The 23,356-nt window shown below is 66.0% G+C and carries 21 protein-coding genes, 1 tRNA gene and 1 riboswitch; of the genes, 15 read left to right on the forward strand and 7 right to left on the reverse strand.

What is annotated here, in order from left to right:
- Nucleotides 1-30: 30 nt before the first annotated feature.
- A complete protein-coding gene (locus J3485_RS05710; RefSeq protein ID WP_206951570.1) occupies nucleotides 31-1,185 on the forward strand; it encodes an exonuclease domain-containing protein in 1,155 nt (384 codons plus the stop codon).
- Here J3485_RS05710 and J3485_RS05715 read toward each other — a convergent pair.
- The 3 genes from J3485_RS05715 to J3485_RS05725 all read right to left on the reverse strand — a co-directional run bounded on the left by J3485_RS05715 (nucleotide 1,182) and on the right by J3485_RS05725 (nucleotide 3,468).
- Complete coding sequence (locus tag J3485_RS05715; protein ID WP_206955666.1) at nucleotides 1,182-1,778, reverse strand: chorismate mutase; 597 nt, start codon at nucleotides 1,776-1,778, stop codon at nucleotides 1,182-1,184. The genes J3485_RS05710 and J3485_RS05715 overlap by 4 nt on opposite strands.
- A gap of 45 nt (nucleotides 1,779-1,823) precedes the next feature.
- Nucleotides 1,824-1,973: a hypothetical protein gene (locus J3485_RS05720; RefSeq protein WP_181885602.1), complete on the reverse strand. Its 150-nt coding sequence runs from the start codon at nucleotides 1,971-1,973 to the stop codon at nucleotides 1,824-1,826.
- A 370-nt stretch (nucleotides 1,974-2,343) separates the two neighbouring features.
- Entirely contained in the window at nucleotides 2,344-3,468 is a 1,125-nt protein-coding gene (locus J3485_RS05725) for an aldo/keto reductase (RefSeq protein ID WP_206951571.1), read from the reverse strand.
- 120 nt (nucleotides 3,469-3,588) lie between these two features.
- Between J3485_RS05725 and J3485_RS05730 the strand changes: the two genes are divergently transcribed.
- A complete protein-coding gene (locus J3485_RS05730; protein ID WP_206951572.1) occupies nucleotides 3,589-4,518 on the forward strand; it encodes a LysR family transcriptional regulator in 930 nt (309 codons plus the stop codon).
- 183 nt (nucleotides 4,519-4,701) lie between these two features.
- On the opposite strand, the gene J3485_RS05735 is transcribed toward J3485_RS05730, so the two are convergent.
- The 3 genes from J3485_RS05735 to pepN all read right to left on the reverse strand — a co-directional run bounded on the left by J3485_RS05735 (nucleotide 4,702) and on the right by pepN (nucleotide 8,767).
- Nucleotides 4,702-4,777: transfer RNA gene (locus tag J3485_RS05735), tRNA-Thr, on the reverse strand.
- Between the two features lie 59 nt (nucleotides 4,778-4,836).
- Complete coding sequence (locus tag J3485_RS05740; protein ID WP_206951573.1) at nucleotides 4,837-5,853, reverse strand: class 1 fructose-bisphosphatase; 1,017 nt, start codon at nucleotides 5,851-5,853, stop codon at nucleotides 4,837-4,839.
- 217 nt (nucleotides 5,854-6,070) lie between these two features.
- A complete protein-coding gene (gene pepN, locus J3485_RS05745) occupies nucleotides 6,071-8,767 on the reverse strand; it encodes an aminopeptidase N (RefSeq protein ID WP_206951574.1) in 2,697 nt (898 codons plus the stop codon).
- Nucleotides 8,768-8,971: 204 nt separating this feature from the next.
- Between pepN and J3485_RS05750 the strand changes: the two genes are divergently transcribed.
- The gene (locus tag J3485_RS05750) at nucleotides 8,972-9,664 is read left to right on the forward strand and encodes a DUF4136 domain-containing protein (RefSeq protein ID WP_206951575.1); all 693 of its coding nucleotides are present in this window, start codon (nucleotides 8,972-8,974) and stop codon (nucleotides 9,662-9,664) included.
- A 7-nt stretch (nucleotides 9,665-9,671) separates the two neighbouring features.
- On the opposite strand, the gene J3485_RS05755 is transcribed toward J3485_RS05750, so the two are convergent.
- Nucleotides 9,672-10,244 (reverse strand): TMEM165/GDT1 family protein, encoded by a 573-nt coding sequence (locus tag J3485_RS05755; protein WP_206951576.1) that lies wholly within the window; start codon nucleotides 10,242-10,244, stop codon nucleotides 9,672-9,674.
- A gap of 55 nt (nucleotides 10,245-10,299) precedes the next feature.
- Nucleotides 10,300-10,512, reverse strand: a riboswitch (yybP-ykoY riboswitch).
- Between the two features lie 397 nt (nucleotides 10,513-10,909).
- Here J3485_RS05755 and J3485_RS05760 point away from each other — a divergent pair.
- Genes J3485_RS05760 through J3485_RS05815 form a run of 12 tightly spaced genes read left to right on the forward strand, consistent with a single transcriptional unit; the run spans nucleotide 10,910 to nucleotide 23,356 of the window.
- Nucleotides 10,910-11,602: a beta-ketoacyl synthase chain length factor gene (locus J3485_RS05760; RefSeq protein WP_206951577.1), complete on the forward strand. Its 693-nt coding sequence runs from the start codon at nucleotides 10,910-10,912 to the stop codon at nucleotides 11,600-11,602.
- On the forward strand, nucleotides 11,599-12,405 hold the full coding sequence (locus tag J3485_RS05765; RefSeq protein ID WP_206951578.1) for a lysophospholipid acyltransferase family protein: 807 nt from the start codon (nucleotides 11,599-11,601) through the stop codon (nucleotides 12,403-12,405). The genes J3485_RS05760 and J3485_RS05765 overlap by 4 nt, the downstream gene beginning before the upstream one ends.
- Nucleotides 12,380-12,679, forward strand: a complete 300-nt coding sequence (locus J3485_RS05770) for a phosphopantetheine-binding protein (protein ID WP_206951579.1) — start codon at nucleotides 12,380-12,382, stop codon at nucleotides 12,677-12,679. The genes J3485_RS05765 and J3485_RS05770 overlap by 26 nt, the downstream gene beginning before the upstream one ends.
- Nucleotides 12,680-12,682: 3 nt before the next feature.
- Entirely contained in the window at nucleotides 12,683-12,928 is a 246-nt protein-coding gene (locus J3485_RS05775) for an acyl carrier protein (RefSeq protein ID WP_206951580.1), read from the forward strand.
- 4 nt (nucleotides 12,929-12,932) lie between these two features.
- On the forward strand, nucleotides 12,933-13,565 hold the full coding sequence (locus J3485_RS05780; protein WP_242538497.1) for a COG4648 family protein: 633 nt from the start codon (nucleotides 12,933-12,935) through the stop codon (nucleotides 13,563-13,565).
- A 53-nt stretch (nucleotides 13,566-13,618) separates the two neighbouring features.
- Nucleotides 13,619-15,256: an ApeI family dehydratase gene (locus tag J3485_RS05785; protein ID WP_206955667.1), complete on the forward strand. Its 1,638-nt coding sequence runs from the start codon at nucleotides 13,619-13,621 to the stop codon at nucleotides 15,254-15,256.
- A complete protein-coding gene (locus tag J3485_RS05790) occupies nucleotides 15,253-16,971 on the forward strand; it encodes a glycosyltransferase family 2 protein (RefSeq protein ID WP_206951581.1) in 1,719 nt (572 codons plus the stop codon). Before J3485_RS05785 ends, J3485_RS05790 begins: the two co-directional genes overlap by 4 nt.
- Nucleotides 16,958-18,571, forward strand: a complete 1,614-nt coding sequence (locus J3485_RS05795; RefSeq protein ID WP_206951582.1) for an HAL/PAL/TAL family ammonia-lyase — start codon at nucleotides 16,958-16,960, stop codon at nucleotides 18,569-18,571. The genes J3485_RS05790 and J3485_RS05795 overlap by 14 nt, the downstream gene beginning before the upstream one ends.
- The gene (locus J3485_RS05800; RefSeq protein WP_206951583.1) at nucleotides 18,572-19,003 is read left to right on the forward strand and encodes an acyl-CoA thioesterase; all 432 of its coding nucleotides are present in this window, start codon (nucleotides 18,572-18,574) and stop codon (nucleotides 19,001-19,003) included.
- Nucleotides 19,000-19,719 carry an outer membrane lipoprotein carrier protein LolA gene (locus J3485_RS05805; RefSeq protein ID WP_242538679.1) on the forward strand — a complete coding sequence of 240 codons (720 nt, stop codon included), beginning with the start codon at nucleotides 19,000-19,002 and terminating at the stop codon, nucleotides 19,717-19,719. The genes J3485_RS05800 and J3485_RS05805 overlap by 4 nt, the downstream gene beginning before the upstream one ends.
- Nucleotides 19,719-22,172 (forward strand): MMPL family transporter, encoded by a 2,454-nt coding sequence (locus J3485_RS05810; protein WP_206951584.1) that lies wholly within the window; start codon nucleotides 19,719-19,721, stop codon nucleotides 22,170-22,172. Before J3485_RS05805 ends, J3485_RS05810 begins: the two co-directional genes overlap by 1 nt.
- Nucleotides 22,169-23,356 carry a beta-ketoacyl-ACP synthase gene (locus J3485_RS05815; protein WP_206951585.1) on the forward strand — a complete coding sequence of 396 codons (1,188 nt, stop codon included), beginning with the start codon at nucleotides 22,169-22,171 and terminating at the stop codon, nucleotides 23,354-23,356. Before J3485_RS05810 ends, J3485_RS05815 begins: the two co-directional genes overlap by 4 nt.

Raw genomic sequence — 23,356 nt, forward strand, 5'->3', positions numbered from 1 at the left:
GTTAATCGAAGCACCCGAGCGCCCTTATTCATGTCAGATTCATCGTTGCCGAGCCCGGTAATCGACGCACCTATCGCTTTTGTCGATCTCGAAACCACCGGCGGATCGGTCGCGGAGCACCGCATTACCGAAATCGGCGTGGTGCAAATCGGGCCCAGCGGCGTGTCTCGCTGGAGCACGCTCGTCAATCCCGGGCAGCCCATTCCTCCCTTCATTCGGTCGTTGACCGGTATTTCCGACGATATGGTGCGGGACGCGCCGACGTTCGCATCGCTGGCGTCCGAACTGTTCGAGCGTCTCGAGGGCCGACTGTTCGTGGCGCACAACGCGAATTTCGATCGCGGCTTCCTGCGCGGGGAGTTTCAAAGGGTGGGCTTGACCTTCAATCCCGACGTCCTTTGTACCGTGAAGCTGTCGCGCGCGCTGTGGCCGCACGAGAAGCGGCATGGGCTCGACGCGCTGATCGAGCGTCATGCGCTTGCGCCGCTCGCGCGCCACCGCGCGCTTGCCGACGCCGACCTGCTCTGGCAGTTCTGGCAGCGTTTGCATGGTTTGTGGCCGCTCGACGTGCTGCGCGCTCAAATCGATCGGACGGTGCGCCGCTATCGCATCGCGGGAGACATCACCGAGGACATGATCGACGCGGCGCCGGCTGGGCACGGCGTCTACGCGTTCTTCGATGGCTCGGACGTGCCGCTTTACGTCGGCCGCAGCGTGCGCGTGCGGCAGAGGGTACGCGCGCATTTGACCGGCGAGCGCCGGTCGTCGCGCGAAATCCGAATCGCCGAGCAAGTGCGCCGCGTAGAGTGGCGCGCGACCGGTGGCGAAGTGGGCGCGCTGCTGACAGAGGCGCAGTGGATCGGCACGCTGCGTCCGATTCACAATCGGCAGCCGCGCTTCGCTCGCGCCGAACCGCTTGGTTCGTCGTGGCCATTCGATGCGGCGGTCGTATTCGAGGAGAGCGGAGAGCATGCGCCGAACGAGCGCATGTTCCATGTCGTCGATCGCTGGTGCTACTTGGGCGCGGCAGCGACGCTCGAGGGCGCGCTATCGCTCGTGGCGTCTTGCGGCGAGCCGGTATTCGAGCCGTCGACGTTTCATATTTTGCAGGGGCGGCTTGCTCGTGGGCTGCGCGTGATGCCGCTGGTGGGCGTTGCCGCGCCGGCCGACGCGAGCGTCGACTAGCCTTCGGCGCCGACGCCACCGGCCGTGCAGACGTGGGCAAGGGCCGTGTTCAGCGCATCGCCATCGGTGGCGCCGTAGCGCGTCATCGCCTTCCAGCTTCGCACGGTATGCGCTAGCCGGACAGGGCAGTCAGGCGTGTCGCGCCAAGGTTGTACACGGGCGAGCGCCGCGATCAAGGCTTGCGTCAGACGATCGAGTTGGGGCCGCGTACTCGTGGCGAGGTCGGGCGCCGGCCCCGACGGCGGCGCCGACTGGCGCCATCGTGCGAACAGGGCCGTCTGTACCTGTTTGCTCGCGTCGATCTGATCCTGGAAGAACAGATGAGCGAAGGCCGGCTCGAGGCCGGCGGCCTGTGCGCGTCTTTCGACATCCGCAAGCAAGACCGCTTCGCGCGGTGCGTCAGCGATCGCGCGATGATTCGCCCATTTCCATTGGGCAACCGGGAGGGCCAGCGCCAAGCGCTCGGAGACGAGTGCGACGAGATTCGTCATCGCGGTTTCGTCGCCGTCGGCATGAGCGCCGCAAGGGGCAAGCGACAGGGCGAGCCAAAACGCGACGGCAGGCAACACCGCGCGGCGCACGCGCGGCGTCATTCGACGCATACCGTCATTCGATGCGTGCTCCGAGGCCCCTAACCGTCATTTCTGCTCGCACAACTTGCGTTGTTCGTCGAAGAAAGCGCGGACATGTTCGGGCAATTCGGTCGCCAGAAATTCGACGCCTACCGGTTCCGGATCCGGGCTGGACACTTTGTCGGGGGTCGGAATTTTGGTTGGCTTGGCTTCCATGATCTATCTCCTGGCACGACACAATTATCCGACGCGGTTTCCTCGAAGTGCCAGCGCCGAATCTTTTTTTAACGCTTTGTTGCATTAACGGCACAGCCCGTCACAGTTTGAAGAGCGGCCGCAAGTCCTTTGACGAAAATCAAAAAAGGCCTTGTATGCCGCTGCCGTTCGCATCTGACACAAGCTTGTGGCGCTTTTCGCCGGATGTCCGTATCTCGGCGCACGTGTCTGCACAGTTGATGTTGCATCGGACGCGGCCGCTCGTTCGATCTAGCAAGTCGCGTTCCGCCGCGGCGAATGCGGCGCGCGTTTCGGCGGCGGGCGAACGCAAGCACGCGCTTGCGCCCGCCGACATGAAGCGCGGCCTGTTTCAGGCGCCTGGGTTCGGGGCCGGCACATGCACGGCCCGGTCGTAGCCGTCGGGCTTGCTGCGTACGTCGACGTGCCCGTGGATGCGCGCCTGATGGCCGTCCTCGAACATGTAATACGGGAACGGGCGCGCGCTCTCCGAGACGGCGTCGAGGCGGGCAGCGAGCGCCGCATCGAGTTCGAAGTCGAGCGCGGTCAGCGAGTCGCGTAGTTGTTCGGGCTTCGTCGCGCCGACGATGATGCTCGCAACGCCGCGTTTCCGATGGAGCCAGTTCAGCGCGACCTGCGCCATCGATCGGCCTGCATCGCGCGCGACAGCCTCGAGTTCGGCGACGATGCGGAAATTGCGCTCGGTCAGCTTGTCGAACCCCGGCGGCGGCTTGGCGCCCGGGTTTTCCGCGCGGATCGTTTCCAAGCGGCCGTTGCCGGTGAAGCCCCCTTGCGAGGGCTTGTACTTGCCCGAGAGCACGCCCATCGCGAGCGGGCTCCACGGCACGAGGCCCATCCCGAGTTCAGTGGCCAAATCGGCGAATTCGAGTTCGGCGTTGCGCTCGATCAGCGAATATTCGAGCTGCATGGCCGCCACGGGCTCGAAGCCGCGCCACTGCGCCAGCGTTTGCGCGCGGGCGGCGAACCAAGCGGGCGTATCGGACAGCCCCACGTAGCGAATCTTGCCGGCGCGCACGGCGTCGTCCATGGCGCGCATGACCTCGTCGACGGGTGTCATGCGGTCCCACGTGTGCAAGTAATAGAGATCGATGTAATCGGTGTTCAGCCGCTTGAGCGAGCCGTCGAGCGCGCGCATCAGGTTCTTGCGGTGATTGCCGCCCGCGTTCGGGTTGCCCGTCTGCGCGTTGTAGCTGTACTTCGTCGCGATCACGAGTTGGTCGCGCAGGCCGCGCGCCGCCACGAACTTGCCGATGTAGCGCTCGCTCGTGCCTTCCGTATAGAGATCGGCCGTGTCGATGAAATTGCCGCCTTCATCGACGTACAGATCGAACAGACGTTGCGCCGTCGCTTCGTCGGCTCCCCAGCCCCATTCATCGCCGAACGTCATTGTGCCCAGCGAGATCGGCGAAACGCGCAGGCCCGAGCGGCCCAGCAGGGTGTAGCGGTCCATCGTCATGTCAGTGCTCCTTGCGTCGGTGAGAAGTGTCGATGGACGTATCGTGCGCTTTTCAATCTTGTGGAAAAATAGTGGCTGACTGAATGAATTGTGAAGTAACGCTTAATAAAGGAGCGACCGATGGACTCCGTGCAATTGCCGGCGCTTGCCGCCTTCACGAACGTCGCTCGCCACGGAAGCTTTACGCGCGCGGCTGCGGAAAGCGGCGTATCGGCGTCGGCGCTGTCGCAATCGATTCGTGCGCTCGAAGCGCAACTGAACGTGCGGCTCTTCAACCGGACGACGCGCCGCGTTGCGTTGACCGAAGCCGGGGCGCAGTTCCTGGAGCGGGTGCGGCCGGCGCTGGCGATGCTCGATGCCGCTTGCGAGGCGCTGGACGAAACGCGGGCCGAGCCCACGGGAACGCTGCGGATCAACCTTCCGCGCATCGCGAGCGAGCTGCTCGTCGTGCCGTATTTGGCGGAGTTCGCCCGGCGCTACCCGCGCGTGGCCCTCGAGATGTCGCTCGACGAGGGGCTCAGCGATCTCGTGGGCGAAGGCTTCGACGCGGGCATTCGGCTAGGCGAGCGGCTTGCCCGCGACATGGTGGCCGTGCCGCTGTCGGGACCGCTGCGGCTCGTGGTGGCTGCGGCACCGGCGTACTTTGCGCGCTTTCCGAAGCCTTCGACGCCCAGCGATCTGACCGGCCACGATTGTCTGCGCTACCGATTCTCGACGAGTCGCGGTATTTATCGATGGGAGTTCGCCGAGCCGGGCAAGCCGCAGCGTGTGTTCGAGGTGGAGACGAGCGGCACGTTCGTCACGAACGATCTGCGCACGATGGTGCAGGCGGCCGAGCAGGGTGTCGGGCTGTTGCACGTCATCGAGGACTATGTGCGGTCGCAGTTGGCCGATGGGCGGCTCGTGCGTGTGCTCGACGATTGGGCGCTGACGCTCGACGGTTTTTCGCTCTATATGCCGAGCCGGACGCAGATGCCGTTGAAGCTGCGGGTGTTCGTCGATTTCTTGAAGGAGAAGTGCCGGGCGGGGAGGGGCGGCAAGCGTCGTTGAAGCTGCTGCGTTCGGATCGATCGAATCGGCGGGCGCGGGCGTTTCGTTCGCGTGCTTTCGCTCGGGTGGCCGGCAGTGCGCATTGTGGTTGCGCGCGCAACGGCATGCGACGCATGCGTGCGCGGAAGACTGCGAAAAACAAAAAGCCCAATCAAGAGGACTGGGCTTTTCGCTTGAATCTTTTGGTGCCGGAAAGAGGAATCGAACCCCCGACCTTCGCATTACGAATGCGCTGCTCTACCGTCTGAGCTATTCCGGCATCAACATCAGAGAACCGCGATTATAGAGACACTTTGTCGAGGTGCGCAAGCCCTTCGGTCATTTTTTTTCTTCGCGGTGGTAACGCGTCACCCGCTCGACCTCATTCTTCGAGCCGAGGAACACCGCGACGCGCTCGTGCAGGCTCTTCGGCTGGATGTCGAGGATGCGCTCGAGGCCGTTCGTGGCCGCGCCGCCCGCTTGCTCGACGATGAACGACATCGGGTTTGCTTCGTACATGAGCCGCAGCTTGCCGGGTTTGTCGGGCGTGCGCTTGTCGGCCGGATACATGAAGATGCCGCCGCGGTTCAAGATGCGGTGGACGTCGGCCACCATCGATGCGACCCAGCGCATGTTGAAGTCGGTCTGCCGCGGCCCCGTCGCACCTGCCAACAGCTCGCCCACGTAACGCTGCACGGGCGCGTACCAATGCCGATCGTTCGACGCATTGATCGCGTACTCGCGCGTATCTTCCGGAATCCGAAGATTGCTGTGCGTCAGCACCCACGAGCCGAGCTCGCGGTCGAGCGTGAAGCAGTTCACGCCGTTACCCGTCGTCAGCACGAACACCGTTTGCGGGCCGTAGACCGCATAGCCGGCCGCCACTTGCTGCCGGCCCGGTTGCAGGAACGACTGCTCGGTCGCCTCTTGTCCGTCGGGGCAGCGCAGAACCGAGAAGATCGTGCCGATCGAGACGTTGACGTCGATGTTGGACGAGCCGTCGAGCGGGTCGAACACGAGCAGGTATTCGCCGCGCGGGTAGTTCGATGGGATCGGGAACAGCGTCTCCATTTCCTCGGAGGCCATCGCCGCGAGGTTGCCGCCCCACTCGTTGGCGTCGAGCAGGATTTCGTTCGATAGGACGTCGAGCTTCTTCTGCACCTCGCCTTGGACGTTCTCGGTCCCCGCTGTGCCGAGCGCTTCGCCGAGCGCGCCTTTGCTCACGTGATAGCTGATGAGCTTGCAGGCGCGGGCGACGACTTCGATCAGCAGGCGCAAGTCGGCCGGCAGATTGTTCGTCTCCCGCTGCTGCTCGATCAGGTATTTGGTCAGGGTAGTGCGACGTTGCAAGGACATTGAGTGCTCCGAAAGGCATGGGGAATGCGACGATTTTACCCGCGGGTCGTGGCGCGGCCTCGCGTTTTTGTAAGTATCCGTACGCCCGGACGCGGTGTGCGCCAAGCTGGCAGCAAACCTCGTGCGCAAAAAAAGAACGGCGCCGGGGCGCCGTTCTCCTGAAGTATTGCCGCCTCGGCGTTGTCGTTTTCCGCCGAGTGACGCTTCGACCTTGCGCCTATGCAAGCGCTTTTTCGACGATCTCCCGCACGTCGCGCGACTTGACCTGCGCAGCCACGCGCTCGAGCGCCTCGCGCATCCGTTCGCGTAGCGCGGGCGTGTAGCGCCGCCAAAGCTCGAGCGAGCGCGCGAGCCGCGCGGCCACTTGCGGATTGAGCGCATCGAGCGCGATGACCTGCTCGGCCCAGAACGCGTAGCCCGAGCCGTCGGCCGCATGGAACTGCGCAGGGTTGCCGGCGCAGAAGCTGAAGATCAGCGATCGCGCACGGTTCGGGTTGCGCAGCGTGAACGCGGGATGCAGCATCAACTTGCGTACGATGTCGATGACCGGCCGCTTCTCGCTGCCGCGCTGCGTGGCTTGTAGGCCGAACCATTTGTCGATGACGAGCGGTTCTTGCTCGAAGCGGCGGTAGAACTCGTCGAGCGCAGGCTCGGCGACGCCTGCGCCGGCTGCCGCGGAAGCCGCGAGCAGAGCGGCGAGCGCGGCCGTGCGGTCGGTCATGTTGTTCGCGCCGTCGTATTGCGCGCGCGCGAGCCGGATCGCGTCGGCCGGGTCGTCGAGCTCGGCCAAGTAAGCGAGCGCGAGATTCTTCAGCGCGCGATGGCCGGCTGCCTGCGGCGTCGGCTCGTACGGGCCGGACTTCGCGTGACGTTCGTAGACGGCGAGCCATTCGCTTCCGAGGGCCGTCGCGAGGCGCTTGCGGGCGAACTGACGCGCGGCGTGCACGGCGGCCGGGTTCGCCTCGGCCATCTGCTCGGCCAAATACGATTCCGACGGCAGCATCATCGCGAGTTCGCGGAACGCGGGCGAGAGCGTCTCGTCGGTCAGCACGCGGGCGAAGGCGGCGACCGTGGCGTCGTCGAGCGACAGGGGTTCGCCGGCCGCCGCGCGCGCGGCGAGCGCGAGCAATTCGCGCGAGGCCAACCGCTGGCCCGCTTCCCAGCGGTTGAAGGGATCGCTGTCGTGTGCCAGCAGGAACGCGAGTTCGTCGTTCGTGTAGTCGTACTCGACGATCACGGGCGCCGAGAAATTGCGTAGGAGCGACGGCAGCGGCGCTTCCTTCACGTCGACGAACGTGAACGTCTGCTCATGCTCGGTCAGCTCGATCACGCGCGTCGTGCCCGACGCGGCCGTCTCGCCTTCGAGGCGCAACGCGATGTCCGCGCCGTCGCGGCCGATGAGGCCGATCGCGAACGGGATCAGGAGCGGGCCCTTTTGCGTTTCGCGCGCGGCGCTCGTCGCATCGCCGTAGCCTTGCGCAAGCGTCACGCTGTAGCGCCCGGCCGCCGCATCGTAAGCGGTGCGCACCGAGACGCGCGGCGTGCCCGCCTGGCTGTACCAGCGCTCGAACTGCGCCAGATCGCGGCCGTTCGCATCGGCCATTGCGTGGCGGAAGTCGTCGCAGGTGACGGCCTGCCCGTCGTGGCGCTTGAAGTACAGATCCATGCCGCGCCTAAAGCCGTCGCGCCCGAACAGCGTCTGATACATTCGCACGACTTCCGCGCCTTTCTCGTAGACGGTCATCGTGTAGAAGTTGTTGATCTCGACGAAGCTTTCGGGCCGCACCGGATGGGCCATCGGGCCTGCGTCTTCGGCGAACTGCATTTGGCGCAGGACGCGCACGTCTTCGATGCGCTTGACCGCGCGCGCCGTCTCATCAGTAGCGCCGCCTTGCATGTCGGCCGAGAATTCCTGATCGCGGAACACCGTGAGCCCTTCCTTCAGGCTCAACTGGAACCAGTCGCGGCACGTGACGCGGTTGCCGGTCCAGTTGTGAAAGTACTCGTGGCCGACGACGGCTTCGACGTTGCCGAAGTCGGTATCGGTGGCCGTCTCTTGATTCGCCAGCACGTACTTCGTGTTGAAGATGTTCAGCCCTTTGTTCTCCATCGCGCCCATGTTGAAGTCGCTGACGGCGACGATCATGAAGCGGTCGAGATCGAGTTCGAGGCCGAAGCGTTCTTCGTCCCAGCGAATGGAATGAATTAGCGAATCCATGGCGTGCCGCGTCTTGTCGAGATCTTGCGGCTCGACCCACACTTGCAGCAGCTTCTCCTTGCCCGAGCCCGTGCGAATCCGCTCTTCGATCGCGACGAGCTTGCCCGCGACGAGCGCGAACAGATAGCTCGGCTTCTTGAACGGGTCTTCCCATTTCGCGAAGTGGCGGCCGTCGCCGAGATCGCCTTCTTCGACGAGGTTGCCGTTCGAGAGCAGCACCGGGTAGGCGGCTTTGTCGGCACGCAAGGTGACCGTGTAGGTCGCCATGACGTCCGGGCGGTCGAGGAAGTAGGTGATGCGGCGAAAGCCTTCGGCTTCGCATTGCGTGAAGAAGTTGTCGCTCGATACGTAGAGCCCCGACAGCGTGGTGTTTGCGCCGGGGTTGCAGGCGCTCTCGATCTTTAGCGTGAAGGCGTCGGGCACGTTCTCGATCGTCAGACCGTGCTCGTGCGCGCGCACCGCGCTCTCGGGCAGCGCTTTGCCGTCGAGCGCCGCGCCGATGAATTCGAGCGCCTCGCCTATCAGCTCGAGGCGGGGTGCGGGCGTGGCATCGGGATTGCGGCGCAGTCGCATCGTGTTCTTGACGATCGTGCGCTCGGGCGCGAGGTCGAACTCGAGTGCGACGGACTCGATGAGGAAGGCGGGCGCGGCGTAGTCGGCCCGGCGGATCACAGCGGGATTGACGGTATCGGTCATGGCGGGTGGATGAAAGAACCGGTTTCGGCTCGCGGGCCCCGGTAAGGGTGCTTCGCGCGAGGATAGTCGTCCATTGTACAAAGGAAGGCGCGCGCAGGTACGCCCAAAGGATGGACGATTTTGGAAGTGGGGCTCGGTCGGCGGTATCATCGTCAATGGCCCGCGAGCGAGCCGCGCGAGCCGTTGACGATAGACGAGGACGACATGAAGTGGGAGCGAGTGTGGCGGGCCGTCGTGCCGGTGATGGCGGTGCTGCTGTCGGGATGCACGACTTACGTTTCGACGCAGGTGACGGCTTTCTCGAATTGGAACGGCAGCGATGCGACGCGCACCTATGCCTTCGCACGAACGAGCGTGCAGCAGAACAGTATCGAACAGGCGACCTACGAGCAGTTCGTCGCGAACGAATTGGACGCGTACGCTTTTCGCCAGGTGCCGAGTGCGGATGCGCGCTATCTCGTCGGCTTGACGTACTCGATTCACACGGGCACGGTGACCGTGACTCAGCCCGTCTTTTACGGTAATCCTTGGCCGGGCCCCTTTTGGCGGCCAATCGGTCCGTGGGGGCCGTTCGGACCGTTTCCGCCCGATTACGTGACGCAAAGCTACCCCGTGTTCACGCATACGCTCGGTATCCGCATTACCGAGCGTGCGTCGGGTCGGGAGGTTTATAACGTCACGGCACGCAACACGGATGAGGAATCGTCGCTCGTGTGGGCGATGCCGTATCTCGTACGCAGCGCGCTCGCCGATTTTCCGCTCGGCAACGGCACCGTGCGCACGGTGCGTGTGCGCTACGACAAGCGCGGCGGCCAAATGACGAACGAGGTGCCTGTCGCGCCGCCGCCGGCGGCTGCCCCGGCGGGCGTGTCGGGCGCGAGCGCGACGCCGAACTAGCTTTGCTTCAACCGCCGGCGCGCACGAATGCCAGCGCGCCGAGCACGATGAACAAGACGGCGGCGACGGCGTGGACCGTCTTTGTCGGCAACTTGTGGGCAAAGCGCTCGCCGAGCAGGATGGCGGGCACGTTGGCCAGCATCATGCCGAGCGTCGTTCCCGCGACCACGCCGAAAAAGTCGTGAAAGCGCGCGGCGAGGGCGATCGTGGCGATCTGCGTCTTGTCGCCCATCTCGGCGAGAAAGAACGTGGCGACCGTCGTGCCGAAGACGCCGAGATGGCTGCGTCCGACGTTGGCTTCGTTCGGGTCGAGCTTGTCGGGCACGAGTATCCACAATCCCATGACGACGAATGAAACGCCGAGCGCCCAGCGCATGATGCCCGGCGTGATCAGCGCGCCGAGCCAGGCGCCGATCGCCCCGGCGCAGGCGTGATTGGCGAGCGTGGCCGCGAGCACGCCGAGCATGATCGGCACGGGCTTGCGATAGCGGGCGGCGAGCACGAGCGACAGCAATTGCGTTTTATCGCCGATTTCGGCGAGCGCGACGGCGCCGGTCGAGATCAGAAAGGCTTGTTGCATGCGATGGTCTTCCTCGGGCCGAGATATGAGCGAGCGACGACCCACGGCGCTGCCGGGCCCTGAAAGCGGCGTGCGCGTGGATCATCGGTCTCGCCAGGCCAAAGGCTGTGTCCGCCATGGCTCATGCGAGCCAAGTATGTTGACGGACGCCCCCGCGATGCGTGCGCGCTGAGAGGTTCAATCCCCGATGCGGCCAATACGGCGATTGGCGATTCGACGACCCTACACAGCGGACGCGGCGGGGCGGCTACTCCCCAATGAGGGGCGGATTCTAGCACAGCGCTATGGCATTGAGACACACAAAGGATGCAGATAGACTTGCGCAAATGTGTGGGACCCGTCCCAGCGCCGGTCTGCTTACGAATTGCCGGAGCCGGATATCGTCTGCGAGCGTCGCGCGAATGAGACGCCTACGCATAACACTGTTTTTGGTATGGAATTTTCAGTAATATCTCGCCGACGGTTTCCGGGACGTCTGAAATAGAATTGAAAAATAACTGAAAGGACTCTGCCGAAATGCGGAGCGTAGCGGTTATGCCCGGGTAACGACAAACAAGAATATTGACCAACTCGGGGTGTGGTTCGCGGGGGCGCCGTAAGGGCTTTCGTCGCTCGCATCTTTGCGCCGGACAGCCGGCGGTTCTGATTCGAAAACGAATACCGAAATGCTCGACCTGCGCTGGACCATTCCAGTCGCCCGGTGGTCTTCGTGGCCGGCCGGCGCGACGGCCGCTCCCGATATCGGGTTCATCGACCCGCTCGCGCGGCGCCGGTTGAGCTCGCTCTCCAAAATGGCGCTGAAAGTCGCGCACGATTGCGCGGCCGACCGCGATGTCGTGCGCCTCGTGTTCGCGTCCCGTCATGGCGAATTGCGCCGCACCACAGGCATGCTCGAAGATATCGTCGCCGGCCAGCCCGTTTCTCCCACCGCTTTCAGTTTGTCCGTGCTCAATGCGATGACGGGCGTCTACAGCATCGCGCGACGCGATCGATCGCCCGCGACGGCGATCTCGGCCGGTGCGGAAACGCTTGGCTACGCGTTGCTCGAAGCGCATGCGCAGTACAGCACCGATCCGGCTACGCCGGTGCTTGTCGTCTACGCGGATGAGCCGGTCGACGCGCGTTATGGCGCCGTCGATCACGAAATGCCGGCTGGCGCGCTCGCCATCTTGCTCGATCGCAGTGCGCTCGAGCAGCTCGAGTGTGTGGCCGGCCCGGCGCTCGACGCCGAGTCGGCGTCTCCGTTCGCGACGCAGGGCGAAGCGTTGATGCATGGATTGGCGGCACACGCCGCGGCGGCCTGGCAGGGGCTCGGCCGCCGTTGGCAGTGGTCGTTGCGTTCAGGCGGTGCCGTATGACCGGACAGGCGATGGCGCGTATCGATCGGGCTTGGCGTCTCGTGGCTACCGGTGCCGCTTTTACGGTCTTCGGCATCTGCGGTGTGCTGTTTTCCGTGCTCGTCTTTCCGGTCGCGTGGCTTTGGCCGCATCGCGCGTCGAGCCAGCGCGCCGTCGCGGCGGTCATTCATGGATTCTTTCGCACGCTCGTCTCGCTGCTCGAGGTCGTCGGCGTCATGAAGCTCGACGTGAGCGGGGCCGCGGCTTTGAGCGCGCGCGGGCCGGCCATCGTGGTCGCGAATCACCCCACCTACCTCGACGTCATGGTGCTGCTCGCGCTCATTCCGCGCGCCTGCTGTGTCGTCAAGAATGCCCATTGGGGCAATCCGTGTTTTTGGGGCATCGTGCGCGCGGCCCAATACGTCAGCAATGTCGATCCGTCCGAGTTGATCGAGGCGGGCGCGCGCCAACTCGCCGCCGGCTATACGATGATCATTTTTCCCGAAGGGACGCGCAGCCCGGGCGGCGATCGGCTTCATCCGTTTTCGCGCGGTTTCGCCCATATGGCGCTGCGTTCCGGCATCCCGATTCGGCCGGTGTTGATCGATTGCGATCCCCCTGCCTTCACGAAACAAATGCGCTGGTATCACGTGCCGTCTCGGCCGTTCCGCATGCGCATTGCCGCCCTCGAGCCCCTCAAGCTCGACAGTTTCACCGCTCCCGGCACGCCGCACGCCGCCGCTGCGCGCGTCGTCGCGCGAGCGGTTCAAGCACATATCACCGAGCATCTGTTTGCGTATGGATTCTTTAAAACTCGAAATTAAGCAGTTGTTGATCGAGGCACTCGACCTCGAGGATTTGCGTCCCGAGGACATCGACGACGATGCGCCGCTGTTCGATACCGACGGCGTGGGTCTCGATTCCATCGATGCGCTGGAGATCGGCATCGTGCTGCGCAAACACTATGCGTTGACGATTGCCGCCAACGACGAGCGCACGCGCGAGCACTTTCGCTCGATCAATACGCTTGCCACGCTCGTGCAAAGCCAACGGGCGCCGGCGCATGCCGATAGCGACACCGCAACGGAAGGGGAGTGAGCCGTGACCGATACCGAGATCCTCGAACGCATCCGCGTCATCTTCAGCGAAAATTTCGCGATCGAGCCGGAGCGCGTCACGCCCGATGCGCATCTGTTCGACGACCTGGACCTGGACAGCATCGATGCCGTCGATCTGGCGATCAAGCTTCAGGAGATGACGGGGCGCCGGATCAAGCCCGAAGAGTTCAAATCGGTGCGCACGGTCGGCGACGTCATCGGCGCCGTCGAATCGCTGCTCGCGGCCTGATTCTATGCACGCAGCCTCGACACGCGCGGCGCCACCGGCGCGCGAAGTGGCCGGCCGGCGCGCGCGCGTCGTCGCCAGCGTCGTTTTGAAACTCGCCTATCCGGTCGTGATTCTCGCGTTCCTGCGCGTTGGTTCACCGCGTTTCATCGGGCTTGCCTTGCTGGTACTGCTTTGGCTGCAGCGTTGGCTCGGCGCCGGCAGTCTCGGCGCGTTGCTGGCGCGGTTCACGCGGCTCGAATGGGCCGCCGCGCTGACCATGAGCGGCTTGTCGGCGGCCATCGCCGTGACCGACAGCGAGACGTTGCTGCGCGCTTACCCGATCGTCGTCAATGCCGCGATGCTCGTCGCGTTCGGCGCGACGTTGTGCAACGGGGGCCCGTCGATGATCGAAAAGTTTGCGCGCGTACGCCGGCCCGATCTCGATGCGCGCGGCGTGCGTTACACGCGCCGCGTCACGCAAGTCTGGTGCGTGTTCTTCGTGCTCAACGGCGCGGTGTCGGCTGCGTGCGCGCTTTGGGGCTCGCGCGCGCAATGGGCGCTTTATAACGGTGTCATCACCTATCTCTTGATTGGCGTATTGATCGTGGCGGAAATCGTTTGGCGTCATGCGTTCGTGTTGCGGGAGAAGACGCGTTGAACGCCTCGTTCGTTGCGCTGCGCGCGCTGCCTTGGGCGCCACGGGACGAGGCGATGCCGGTTTGCCTCGATCACGCGGCGGTGCTCGATTTTCGGGCCTTCAAGGCGCGTGTGGCGAAGTACGCGAGCTGGCTCGAGCGGCAAACCGGGCCGCGCGTCGCCGTTTGCCTCGACGATCCGTTCGAGTTTGTCTGCGCGCTGTTCGCAGCCCTTGCGTGCAGCAAGGAGCCGATCGTTCCGTCGACGTCGACGCCCGCGTATTTGGCGATGCTGGGCTCGTGCTACGACGTCTTGCTGACCGCGGCCGAACTGCCGTCGGTCGATGCGTGCGTTGCAGCCGACATGCGCGCGCGCGACATCGATGCCGACGCGCCGCTGACGCTTTATACGTCCGGCAGCAGCGGAGTGCCGAAAGCCGTGCGCAAGACGCTTGCGCAGTTCGACGCCGAAGTGCGCACGCTCGAGACGCAGTGGGGGGCGATGCTGGGGCAGGCGCCGATGCTTGCCAGCGTCCCGCATCGGCACATTTACGGTTTGCTGTTTCGCGTGTTCTGGCCGCTGGCCGCGGGACGCGCGTTCGACCGCGGGCACTGCGCAGAGCCCCTGCAACTGCAAGCGCGGCTCGCGCAGGTCGGCCGCGCGGCCGTGGTCTCGAGCCCGTCGCAACTCGCGCGCTGGACCGAGCTGCCGGGCTTCGATGCGCTCGTCCCGGCGCCGTGCGTATTCTTTTCGTCGGGCGGTCCGCTCGCCGAAGAAGCCGCCGCGGTGTACGCGCGCCGCTTCGACGGCGCGCCCGTCGAGATTTACGGCAGCACGGAGACGGGCGGCATCGCTTGGCGTCAGCGGGACCGCTCGGACGCATGGCAAGGCGTGCCCGGCGTCGAACTCAAATGCGATGCCGACGGCGCGCTCGTGGTGCGCTCACCGCACCTCGGACACGACGAATGGCATCGGACCGACGATGCCGTCGTGTTCGACGATGCCGGCCGCTTTCGGCTCAAGGGGCGGCTGGACCGCGTCGTGAAGCTCGACGGCAAGCGTGTCTCGCTACCCGAGATCGAGACGCATCTTGCGCGCCATCCGTGCGTGGCGCAGGCTGCCGCTGTCGTGTTGCCGGGGGCGGCGCGTGAGCGGCTCGGCGTGCTCGTCGCGTTGACGCGCGAAGGGTGCGCGGCGTTGCTCGCTGGAGGGAGAGTCGCGTTGTCGAAGGCGCTGCGCGCGCACCTGGGCGAGTATGTCGAGACAGTCGTGCTGCCGCGCCGCTGGCGCTTTTGCAGCGCGCTGCCGTTCGATGCGCGCGGCAAGCTGCCGGCCGCGGCCGTTGCCGCCGCGTTCGAGGCGCGCGCGCAAGGGGTGGAGGTACTCGCGCAGTTCGCGCATGAAGACGTGCTGCACTACGAGCTGCGCGTGCCCGAGGCGCTCGCGCACTTCGCCGGGCATTTTCCGGGCTTGCCGATCCTGCCCGGCGTCGTGCAGATCGACTGGGCCGTGCAGCTCGGCGCCGAGCAGTGGCCCGAGGTTCGCTCGATGCGCGCCGTCGAGCGGCTCAAGTTCATGATCCCGGTGCCGCCGGGCGCGATCCTGCATTTGACGCTGGCTCACGATGCGGCGCGCCGCAAAATGCGGTTCGCGTTCTGCCTTGGCGAGCGCGACAGCGCGTCGGGCGTCGTCGCCTATGGGGAGGCGGCGTGACCGTGCGTGTGGCGATCGTCATTCCGATCTACAACCATAAAGACGAAATCGGCACGACGCTCGCGCGGTTGATGCCTCACGGGCTGCCGATCTTCGTCGTCGACGACGGCAGCGACGCGGCCACGCAAGCGGTGCTCGCCGAGCTGGCCGGACGTTGTGCGCCTCAGGTGTCGCTGCTGCGTCTTGCCGTCAACGGCGGCAAGGGCGCTGCCGTGATGGCGGGATTGAATGCCGCGCGCAAGGCTGGCTTCACACATGCTTTGCAGATCGACGCGGACGGTCAGCATGACGCGGCCGACGTGCCTCGTTTTCTCGAAGCGGCTCGCACGGCGCCCGATGCCGTCGTGCTGGGGCGGCCGGTGTACGACGAGAGCGTGCCGAAGGCGCGGTTGTATGGCCGCTATGTGACGCACGTCTGGGTATGGATCGAAACGTTGTCGTTCGCGATTCCCGATTCGATGTGCGGCTTTCGCCTCTATCCGCTCGACGCGGCTTGCGACCTCATCGATGCCGTCGCGCTGCCGATGCGGATGGACTTCGACATCGAAATCCTCGTGCGCTTGTCCTGGCGCGCGCTGCGCTTCGTGACGATTCCGACGCGGGTGACTTACGCGGCGGGCGGGCTTTCCCATTTCGACGTGGTGCGCGACAATGTACGCATCAGCAAGAGCCACACGCGCCTGGTCGCGGGCATGCTCGTGCGCCTGCCGATTCTGCTCGCTCGCAAGGTGCTGCCGCGCAGCGGCGCGCGCGCGCCGGGATCGGATAGCCGCGGCCGCTGGTGGCGCATCGCGGAACGCGGCAGCCGGACGGGCATGCGCCTGCTCGCGTTGAGCTGCCGGGTGTTCGGCATGCGCGCGACGCGCCTCTGGCTCCATCCGATCGTCGCGTATTTCCTGCTGACCGGCCGGACGGCGCGGCTCGAGTCGCGGCGCTATTTCACGCATTTGCGCGAGGCGTCGCCCGCGCAAACGACGCCTGCGCCCGGCTGGTGCTCGGCCTATCGGCATATGCTGGCTTTCGCCGAGGCGGGGCTCGACAAGCTCGCCGCATGGACCGGGAAAGTGCGGCATGCCGACGTCGTGTTCGACGATCCGTCGGCGTTCGAAGCGCTCGTCGCGAGCGGAAAGGGCGCGCTCGTCATCGGCGCGCACCTGGGCAATCTCGAGATGACGCGTGCATTGGCCGTACGCGGGGCGCACGCCAAGATCACGGCCGTCGTCTATACGGAGCATGCGCGGCGATTCAATAGCGTGCTGGCGGGCGCTCACCGCGATTTCGCGAGCCGCATGGTCGAGGTCGCCGATTTCGGTCCCGAGACAGCGATGTTGATGGAGCAGCGGATCGACGCGGGCGAACTGCTCGTCATCGTCGGCGATCGGGTGCCTGCCCATGAGGCGGGGCGCGTCGTCGAGGCCCCGTTCCTGGGCGTCGTCGCACCGTTCGCACAGGGGCCGTACGTGCTTGCGCACGCGCTCGGCTGCCCCGTCTATCTGTTCTTCTGCTTGAAAGAGGGCGGCCGGCACCGGCTCTATTTCGAGCCGTTCGCCGAGCGCATCGCGTTGCCGCGGCGCGAGCGCGCCGCGCATTTGGCCGCACATGCCGGCCGCTACGCGCAGCGGCTCGAGCACTACTGCCGCAAGGCACCGTTCCAATGGTTCAATTTTTTCGATTTCTGGGCGCGTCAGCGTGGAGAGGGCAATGGCCGAAGATGATTTGACCGCGCGTCGCACCGCGCCCGACACGCAAGGCGCTCGCGCGACGATTCGCATCGGCGGCCGCCGGCTCGCGATCGAGGATGTCGCGGCGATCGCCGGTGCACGTGCCGGTGTCGCGTTGAATGACGATGCGAACTGGCGCGCTTATATCGAGCGCGGAGCGGCATTTCTGCGCGCAAGGCTCGATGCGGGCGCCACGGTGTACGGCGTCAATACGGGCTACGGCGACGCGTGCGTGGTGAACGTGCCGCCCGAGCTCGTCGAAGCGCTGCCCTTGCAGTTGACGCGCTATCACGGCTGCGGCATGGGCCGCTTGCTCGATCCGGTTGAGACGCGCGCCGTGATCGCCGCACGCTTGACGTCGCTCGCCTACGGATACTCGGGCGTGCGTATGGTCCTGCTCGAACGGTTGGCCGATCTCATCAACTGCGATGTCCTGCCGCGTATTCCGGCCGAAGGGTCCGTTGGCGCGAGCGGCGACCTGACGCCGCTGTCGTATGTCGCAGCCGCTCTCGTCGGCGAACGCGAGGTCGCGTTCGGCGGCCAAGTGCGCGCGGCCGCCGAGGTTTGGTCCGAGCTTGGCCGCGCGCCGCTGCAACTCGCGCCCAAAGAGGGGCTCGCCTTGATGAACGGCACGGCTGTGATGACGGGCCTTGCCTGTCTCGCGTTCGTGCGTGCGGCGCAACTGACGCGGCTCGCGGCGCGTTTGACGGCACTATGCACGGTCGCGCTCGACGGTCGCGCCGCGCATTTCGACGCGACGATCTTCGAAGTCAAGCCCCACGCGGGGCAAGCGCAGGCCGCGGCGTGGATACGCGACGATCTCGCGGGACGCGAGGATACGGCCGGGCAACGGTTGCAGGATCGTTATTCGATCCGTTGCGCGCCGCACGTCATCGGCGTTGCGCAAGACGCGCTGTCTTGGGTGCGTCGCGACGTCGAGAACGAGCTCAACAGCGCGAACGACAATCCGCTGATCGACGTCGACGGCGAGCGGGTTTTGCATGGCGGAAACTTCTATGGCGGCCACATCGCGTTTGCGATGGATGCACTGAAGACGGCAGTCGCCAATCTCGCCGATTTGATGGATCGCCAGTTCGCACTCATCGTCGACGATAAGTTCAATAACGGTTTGCCACGCAATCTGTCGGGCGCGACGTCAACGCGCGCGCCGATCAGCCACGGGTTCAAGGCCGTGCAAATCTCCTCGTCGGCTTGGACGGCCGAGGCGCTGAAACTGACGATGCCGGCTAGCGTGTTTTCGCGCTCGACGGAAGCGCACAACCAGGACAAGGTCAGTATGGGCACGATCGCGGCGCGCGATTGCCTGCGCGTGCTCGAACTGACCGAGCAGGTCGCCGCCGCTCATACGCTCGCGGCGGTGCAAGCGGCGCGGTTGCGATTGGCGGCGACGAAGGGTACGTCGCTGACGGCGCCGCTCGCGGCGTTCGTCGAACGCGTGGGTGCATACTCGCCGTTCGTCGGCGACGATCGCCCGCTCGAGCACGATCTGCGCGCGCTGACGCAATGCATTGCCGATGGCGAACTCGTCGGCGCGTGCCCGCCCGCGGGTGCGGCGAACGAGACGGTGCGCTGAATGGACCGAGCACGCTTACCGCTGCAGGCCAGCGCGCGAGTCGAAGTGCCGTTTCACGACGTCGATGCGATGAACGTCTGCTGGCACGGCCACTATCTGAAGTATTTCGAGATCGGCCGAGCCGCGTTGCTGCGCGCGTTCGATTACGACTATCCGGCGATGCAAGCGTCGGGCTATCTGTGGCCGATCGTCGAAGCGCATTTGAAGTACGTACGGCCCGCCGTTTACGGTCAGACGCTCGATGTGCGCACCGAACTGCTGGAGTTCGAGAACCGTCTTAAGATCGGCTATGAGATCGTCGACGTTGCCTCCGGCGAGCGGCTGACGAAGGGCTATACGATTCAGGTCGCCGTTTGCGCCGCGACGCGCGAGTTGCAATTCGTCTCGCCGCCGATCGTCCTCGAGAAGCTGAGGCAGCGATGGCAGCAATGACAGCGATGGGGCAGACCCTTTGGCGTTTCGTCGCCCGCTTGACGCTGCTGGCCTTGGGCATCGCGTGTGCGTTTGCATGGCCGCCCGCGGTCTCGTGCGCATCGGCTTCGGCCGTGGATGCGCGGCCCGCGAGCCGTACGGCTGTGCCGGGCAGCTCGATGGCCGATGCGGGGCTGGTCGCGCGGATCACCGCGCAGTTGGCCGCAAAGGGCGGCGTGCGCGCGCAGTTTCGGCAGACGCAGACGCTTTCGGCACTGTCGGCGCCACTCGTGAGCACGGGCACGCTCGTGTTCACGCGTGATCGCGGCGTGATTTGGCGTACCGAGACACCGTACCGCGTCACGTATGTGATCGGCGATGCGGGCGTCACGAAGATCGACGCGAACGGTAGCCGGACGACGCGCGGGGCGACGCGTGGGGGCATCGCGCAAGTGTCGCAGATGATGCGTGCGATGCTGGGCGGCGATTTGTCGGCACTCTATTCGCAGTTCGACGTGGCGGCCGGCGGCACGCCGGCGCACTGGCATTTGTTGCTGACGCCGAATCAGCCGCAGCTCGCGCAGGCCGTCAAATCGCTGCGCATGGAGGGCGGCGCGTTTCTGCAGACGCTCGAGATCACCGCCGCCAACGGCGACGCGACGCGCATCGAATTTTCGGGCAGCGAAGCGATCGATGCGTTGACCCCGGCCGAGCTGGCTTTGTTCGGAGCGCGCTGATGGGAGCCGTGCAAGCGTCGTGGGCAGCAAGGCGGTGGGGCGTGCTGCTCGCATGGCTGGCACTCGCGTGTGCCGCGGCCGTCTATTGCGCGTGGCGGTTCGCCGAGCCATCCTTGGGCGTGCACACCGCTGCGCTGCCGCCGCTGCAGACGAATCTGCTCGCCCTGCTGCCGAAGACCGAAGCCGATCCCGTGGCCGAGCAGGCGCTCGATGCGCTCGCGGCGACGATGGGCGAGCGGGCGGTCTACCTCATGACGAGCAACGATGCAGCGCATGCGAAAGCGGCGGCGCGGCGGCTCGCGCAGTCGCTTGCGTCGAGCGGTGCTTTTCGTAGCGTCACGGCGCAGTTGCCGCCGTTCGACGTAACGCAAGTCGCGCGCTTTTACCTGCCTTATCGATTCGGACTCCTAACGGCTCGCGATCGCGCGGCGCTGTCCACGGGTTCTGCGGCGTTGCCGGACCTGCTGGCCGAGCGGCTGTTCGATCCCTTGCGCGCCGGGCTGACGGCGTCGCTCGCCGACGATCCGTTCGGCTGGCTGAGCCGGTGGCTCGGCGCGCTGCCGCTGGCGGCGACGAATCTGAGCGTCGAGGATGGCATGCTCGTCGCGCATCGCGGGACGCAGACGAGCGTGCTCGTGACGGCGACGTTGCCCGGCTCGGCCTACGAGACGTCCGTTCAGAGCGCCGTGCGCGAGGCGACGGCGAGCGCGGAGCGCACATCGACGCATGCGTTCCCCGACGTGCGGATGGTGCGCACCGGCGCGGTGTTCTATGCCGACGCGGCGCGTCGCGCGTCCGAAGGCGACGTGCATCGCATCGGCATATGGTCCGCCTGTGGCATCGCGCTCCTGATGCTTTGGATTTTTCGTTCGCCGCGTTTGATCGCGCTGGGATTTCTGTCGACGGCAATCGGCATTGGCTGCGCGCTCGCCGCGACGATGGCGATCTTCGGTCAACTGCATCTGCTCACGCTCGTGTTCGGCGCGAGCTTGATCGGCGAGGCAGTCGACTATTCCATTCAATACTTCGTCCTCTATCTGAGCGAGGGGCCGCGGTGGGATGCGCAGCGCGGCTTGCGAGAGGTGCGTCCCGCGCTGCTCGTGGCGCTTGCGACGAGCTTGCTCGGCTACGCGATTCTCGCTTGGGCGCCGTTCCCGGCGCTTAAACAGATCGCCTGCTTTGCGATGGTCGGCATCGCAATGGCGTTTTTCGCCGTCACCTCGCTGCTGCCGGTGTTGCTCGAGCGTGCACCGCGCCGGGCACCGACCTATTTGTTTGCCGGCGCGGCGCGGCTGCTGTCGATTTGGCAGGCGATGCTTGGCGGCCGCCGTAGCTGGTTCGTGGCCGCGCTGGTACTGGCCGCCGCGGTGCCGGGGTGGCTGCGCGTGACGAGCGACGACGACATTCATCTGCTCGTCCAGCGCGATCCTTCGCTGGTGGCGCAGGAGCACGCCGTGCGCGAAGCGATCGGTATCGACGACGGCGCACGCTTCTTCGTCGTTAAAGGCGCGACGCCCGAGGCGGTGCTCGAGCGCTGCGAAGCGCTTGGCGAGCGGCTCGATGCACCGCTCGCCGGGCGGCGGCTCGCGGGCTGGCAGTCGATTTCGCAGTTCGTCCCCTCGGCTCGGCGGCAGGCGGCCGATCGCGCGCTGCTCGCATCGACGGCGTTGCGCTCGCCCGATGCATTGCGCGCGACGTTGACCGGCGGTGGGTTTCGCGAGGCGGCGGCGTCGCAATACGTCGACGCGTGGACGCATGGCACGGCCGCGCCGCTCACGCTCGACGCTTGGCTGGCCACGCCGTGGTCGCAGCCGTATCGCCATCTCTGGCTAGGTGCGGTGCGCGACTCGAACACCGCCGGCTCGAACGTGAACGCCGCGGCCGGCTATGCGGCCATCGTGATGCCGCGCGGGGCGACTTCCGCGCAATTGCCCGCGCTGGCCGCGCTCGCGCATGCGCTGCCGGGCGTTGCTTTCGTCGACAAGGCCGCGAGCGTGTCGCGCCTGTTCGGGGCGTATCGCGTCGATAGCGCGCTGTGGCTCGCCGGTGCGGTCGCGCTCGTGCTCGCGCTGCTGATCGGCCGCTACCGGGCGGCCGGTGGTGTGCGCGTCGTCATGCCGGTCGTGCTTGCGATCGCGGTCGCGCTGGCAGCATTCGGCTATGCCGGCGTGCCGCTGACGCTGTTCAACTGGCTTGCGCTGATGCTCGTGCTTGGCGTGGGCGTCAACTATGCCGTCTTCCTGCGCGAGGGCTGCACGCGCGCGGATGCCGATCTGGGCGCGGTATGGACGGGCGTCGCACTCTCGGCCGCGACGACCTTACTCTCGTTCGGGCTGCTCGCGATGAGCGCGATGCCGGTATTGAAAGCCTTCGGCGCCACGCTCGCGCTCGGCATCGCCGTGTCGGCTTTGCTGTCGCCAATCGGCATGCCGCAGGAAGGGGTTCGCCGATGAAATTGCCTCATGTCTATCTGCATGCCCTCGGCATGATCAACGCGCTTGGCGCCGATACCGACGCGGTCGCCGCGGCGCTTGCCGTGGGTGTCTCGCCCGGGATGGGCCTCGTTGCGCTCGGCGGCGAGCATGGCGCGCATGTTGGCCGCGTGCAAGATCCGCTCGATCGCGCCCCGCCGGAGTCGCTCGCGCATTACGACTGCCGCAACAACCGGCTCTTGCTCGCGGCACTGGCCCAGATCGAGCCTGCGGTGCAGGCCGCGTGCGCACGCTATGGCGTCGGGCGCGTGGGTGTCGTCCTCGGTACGAGCACGTCGGGCATCGGTGCAGGCGAGGCGATGCTCGATGGCCCGTGCGCGCGAGATGCCGGCGTCGCGCCGCTTCCGCCGTTTCATTACGCCCAAATGGAAATCGGCGGCAGCGCCCCGTTTGCGGCTGCCGCACTGGGCCTGCAAGGGCCCGCATTCACGATTTCGACGGCATGCACCTCGAGCGCGAAAGCGTTCGCCGCCGCGCGCCGTCTGCTACAGCTTGGTCTGTGCGATGCGCTCGTCGTCGGCGGCGTCGACTCGCTCTGCGAACTGACGTTGCGCGGCTTCGCGGCGCTCGAATCAACGAGTCTCGCGCGCACGAATCCGATGAGCTTGAATCGCGCCGGCATCAACATCGGCGAAGGGGCGGCCGTGTTTCTGATGAGCCGCGAACAAGGCCCCGCCGTTTTGGCGGGCATCGGCGAATCGAGCGATGCGCACCACATTTCCGCGCCCGACCCGGCGGGCGAGGGCGGCGAGCAGGCGCTGCGCGCGGCGCTTGCCGACGCGGGCATGAGCGCCCAGGCGATCGGCTACGTGAATCTGCATGCGACGGCGACGCGCAAGAACGACGAGATGGAGGCGCGGCTCATGTCGCGTGTGTTCCCCAAGGGGATCGCGGCGAGCGGCACGAAGCCGCTGACTGGTCACACGCTCGGCGCTGCGGGCGCGACCGAGCTCGGTTTCGCCTGGCTCTCGCTCGTGCGCGACGGGATGCCGTTGCCGCGCCATCTCTGGGACGGCGTGGCCGATCCGGCGCTCCCGACGCTCGATCTCGTCGATGGCGAGCGGCGTCTCGCGCCGGGCCAGGCCGTGATGAGCAACTCGTTCGCCTTCGGCGGCAGCAACGTGAGCCTCGTGCTTGCGCATTGA

The sequence above is a fragment of the Trinickia acidisoli genome (assembly GCF_017315725.1).
GTDB lineage: Bacteria > Pseudomonadota > Gammaproteobacteria > Burkholderiales > Burkholderiaceae > Trinickia > Trinickia acidisoli.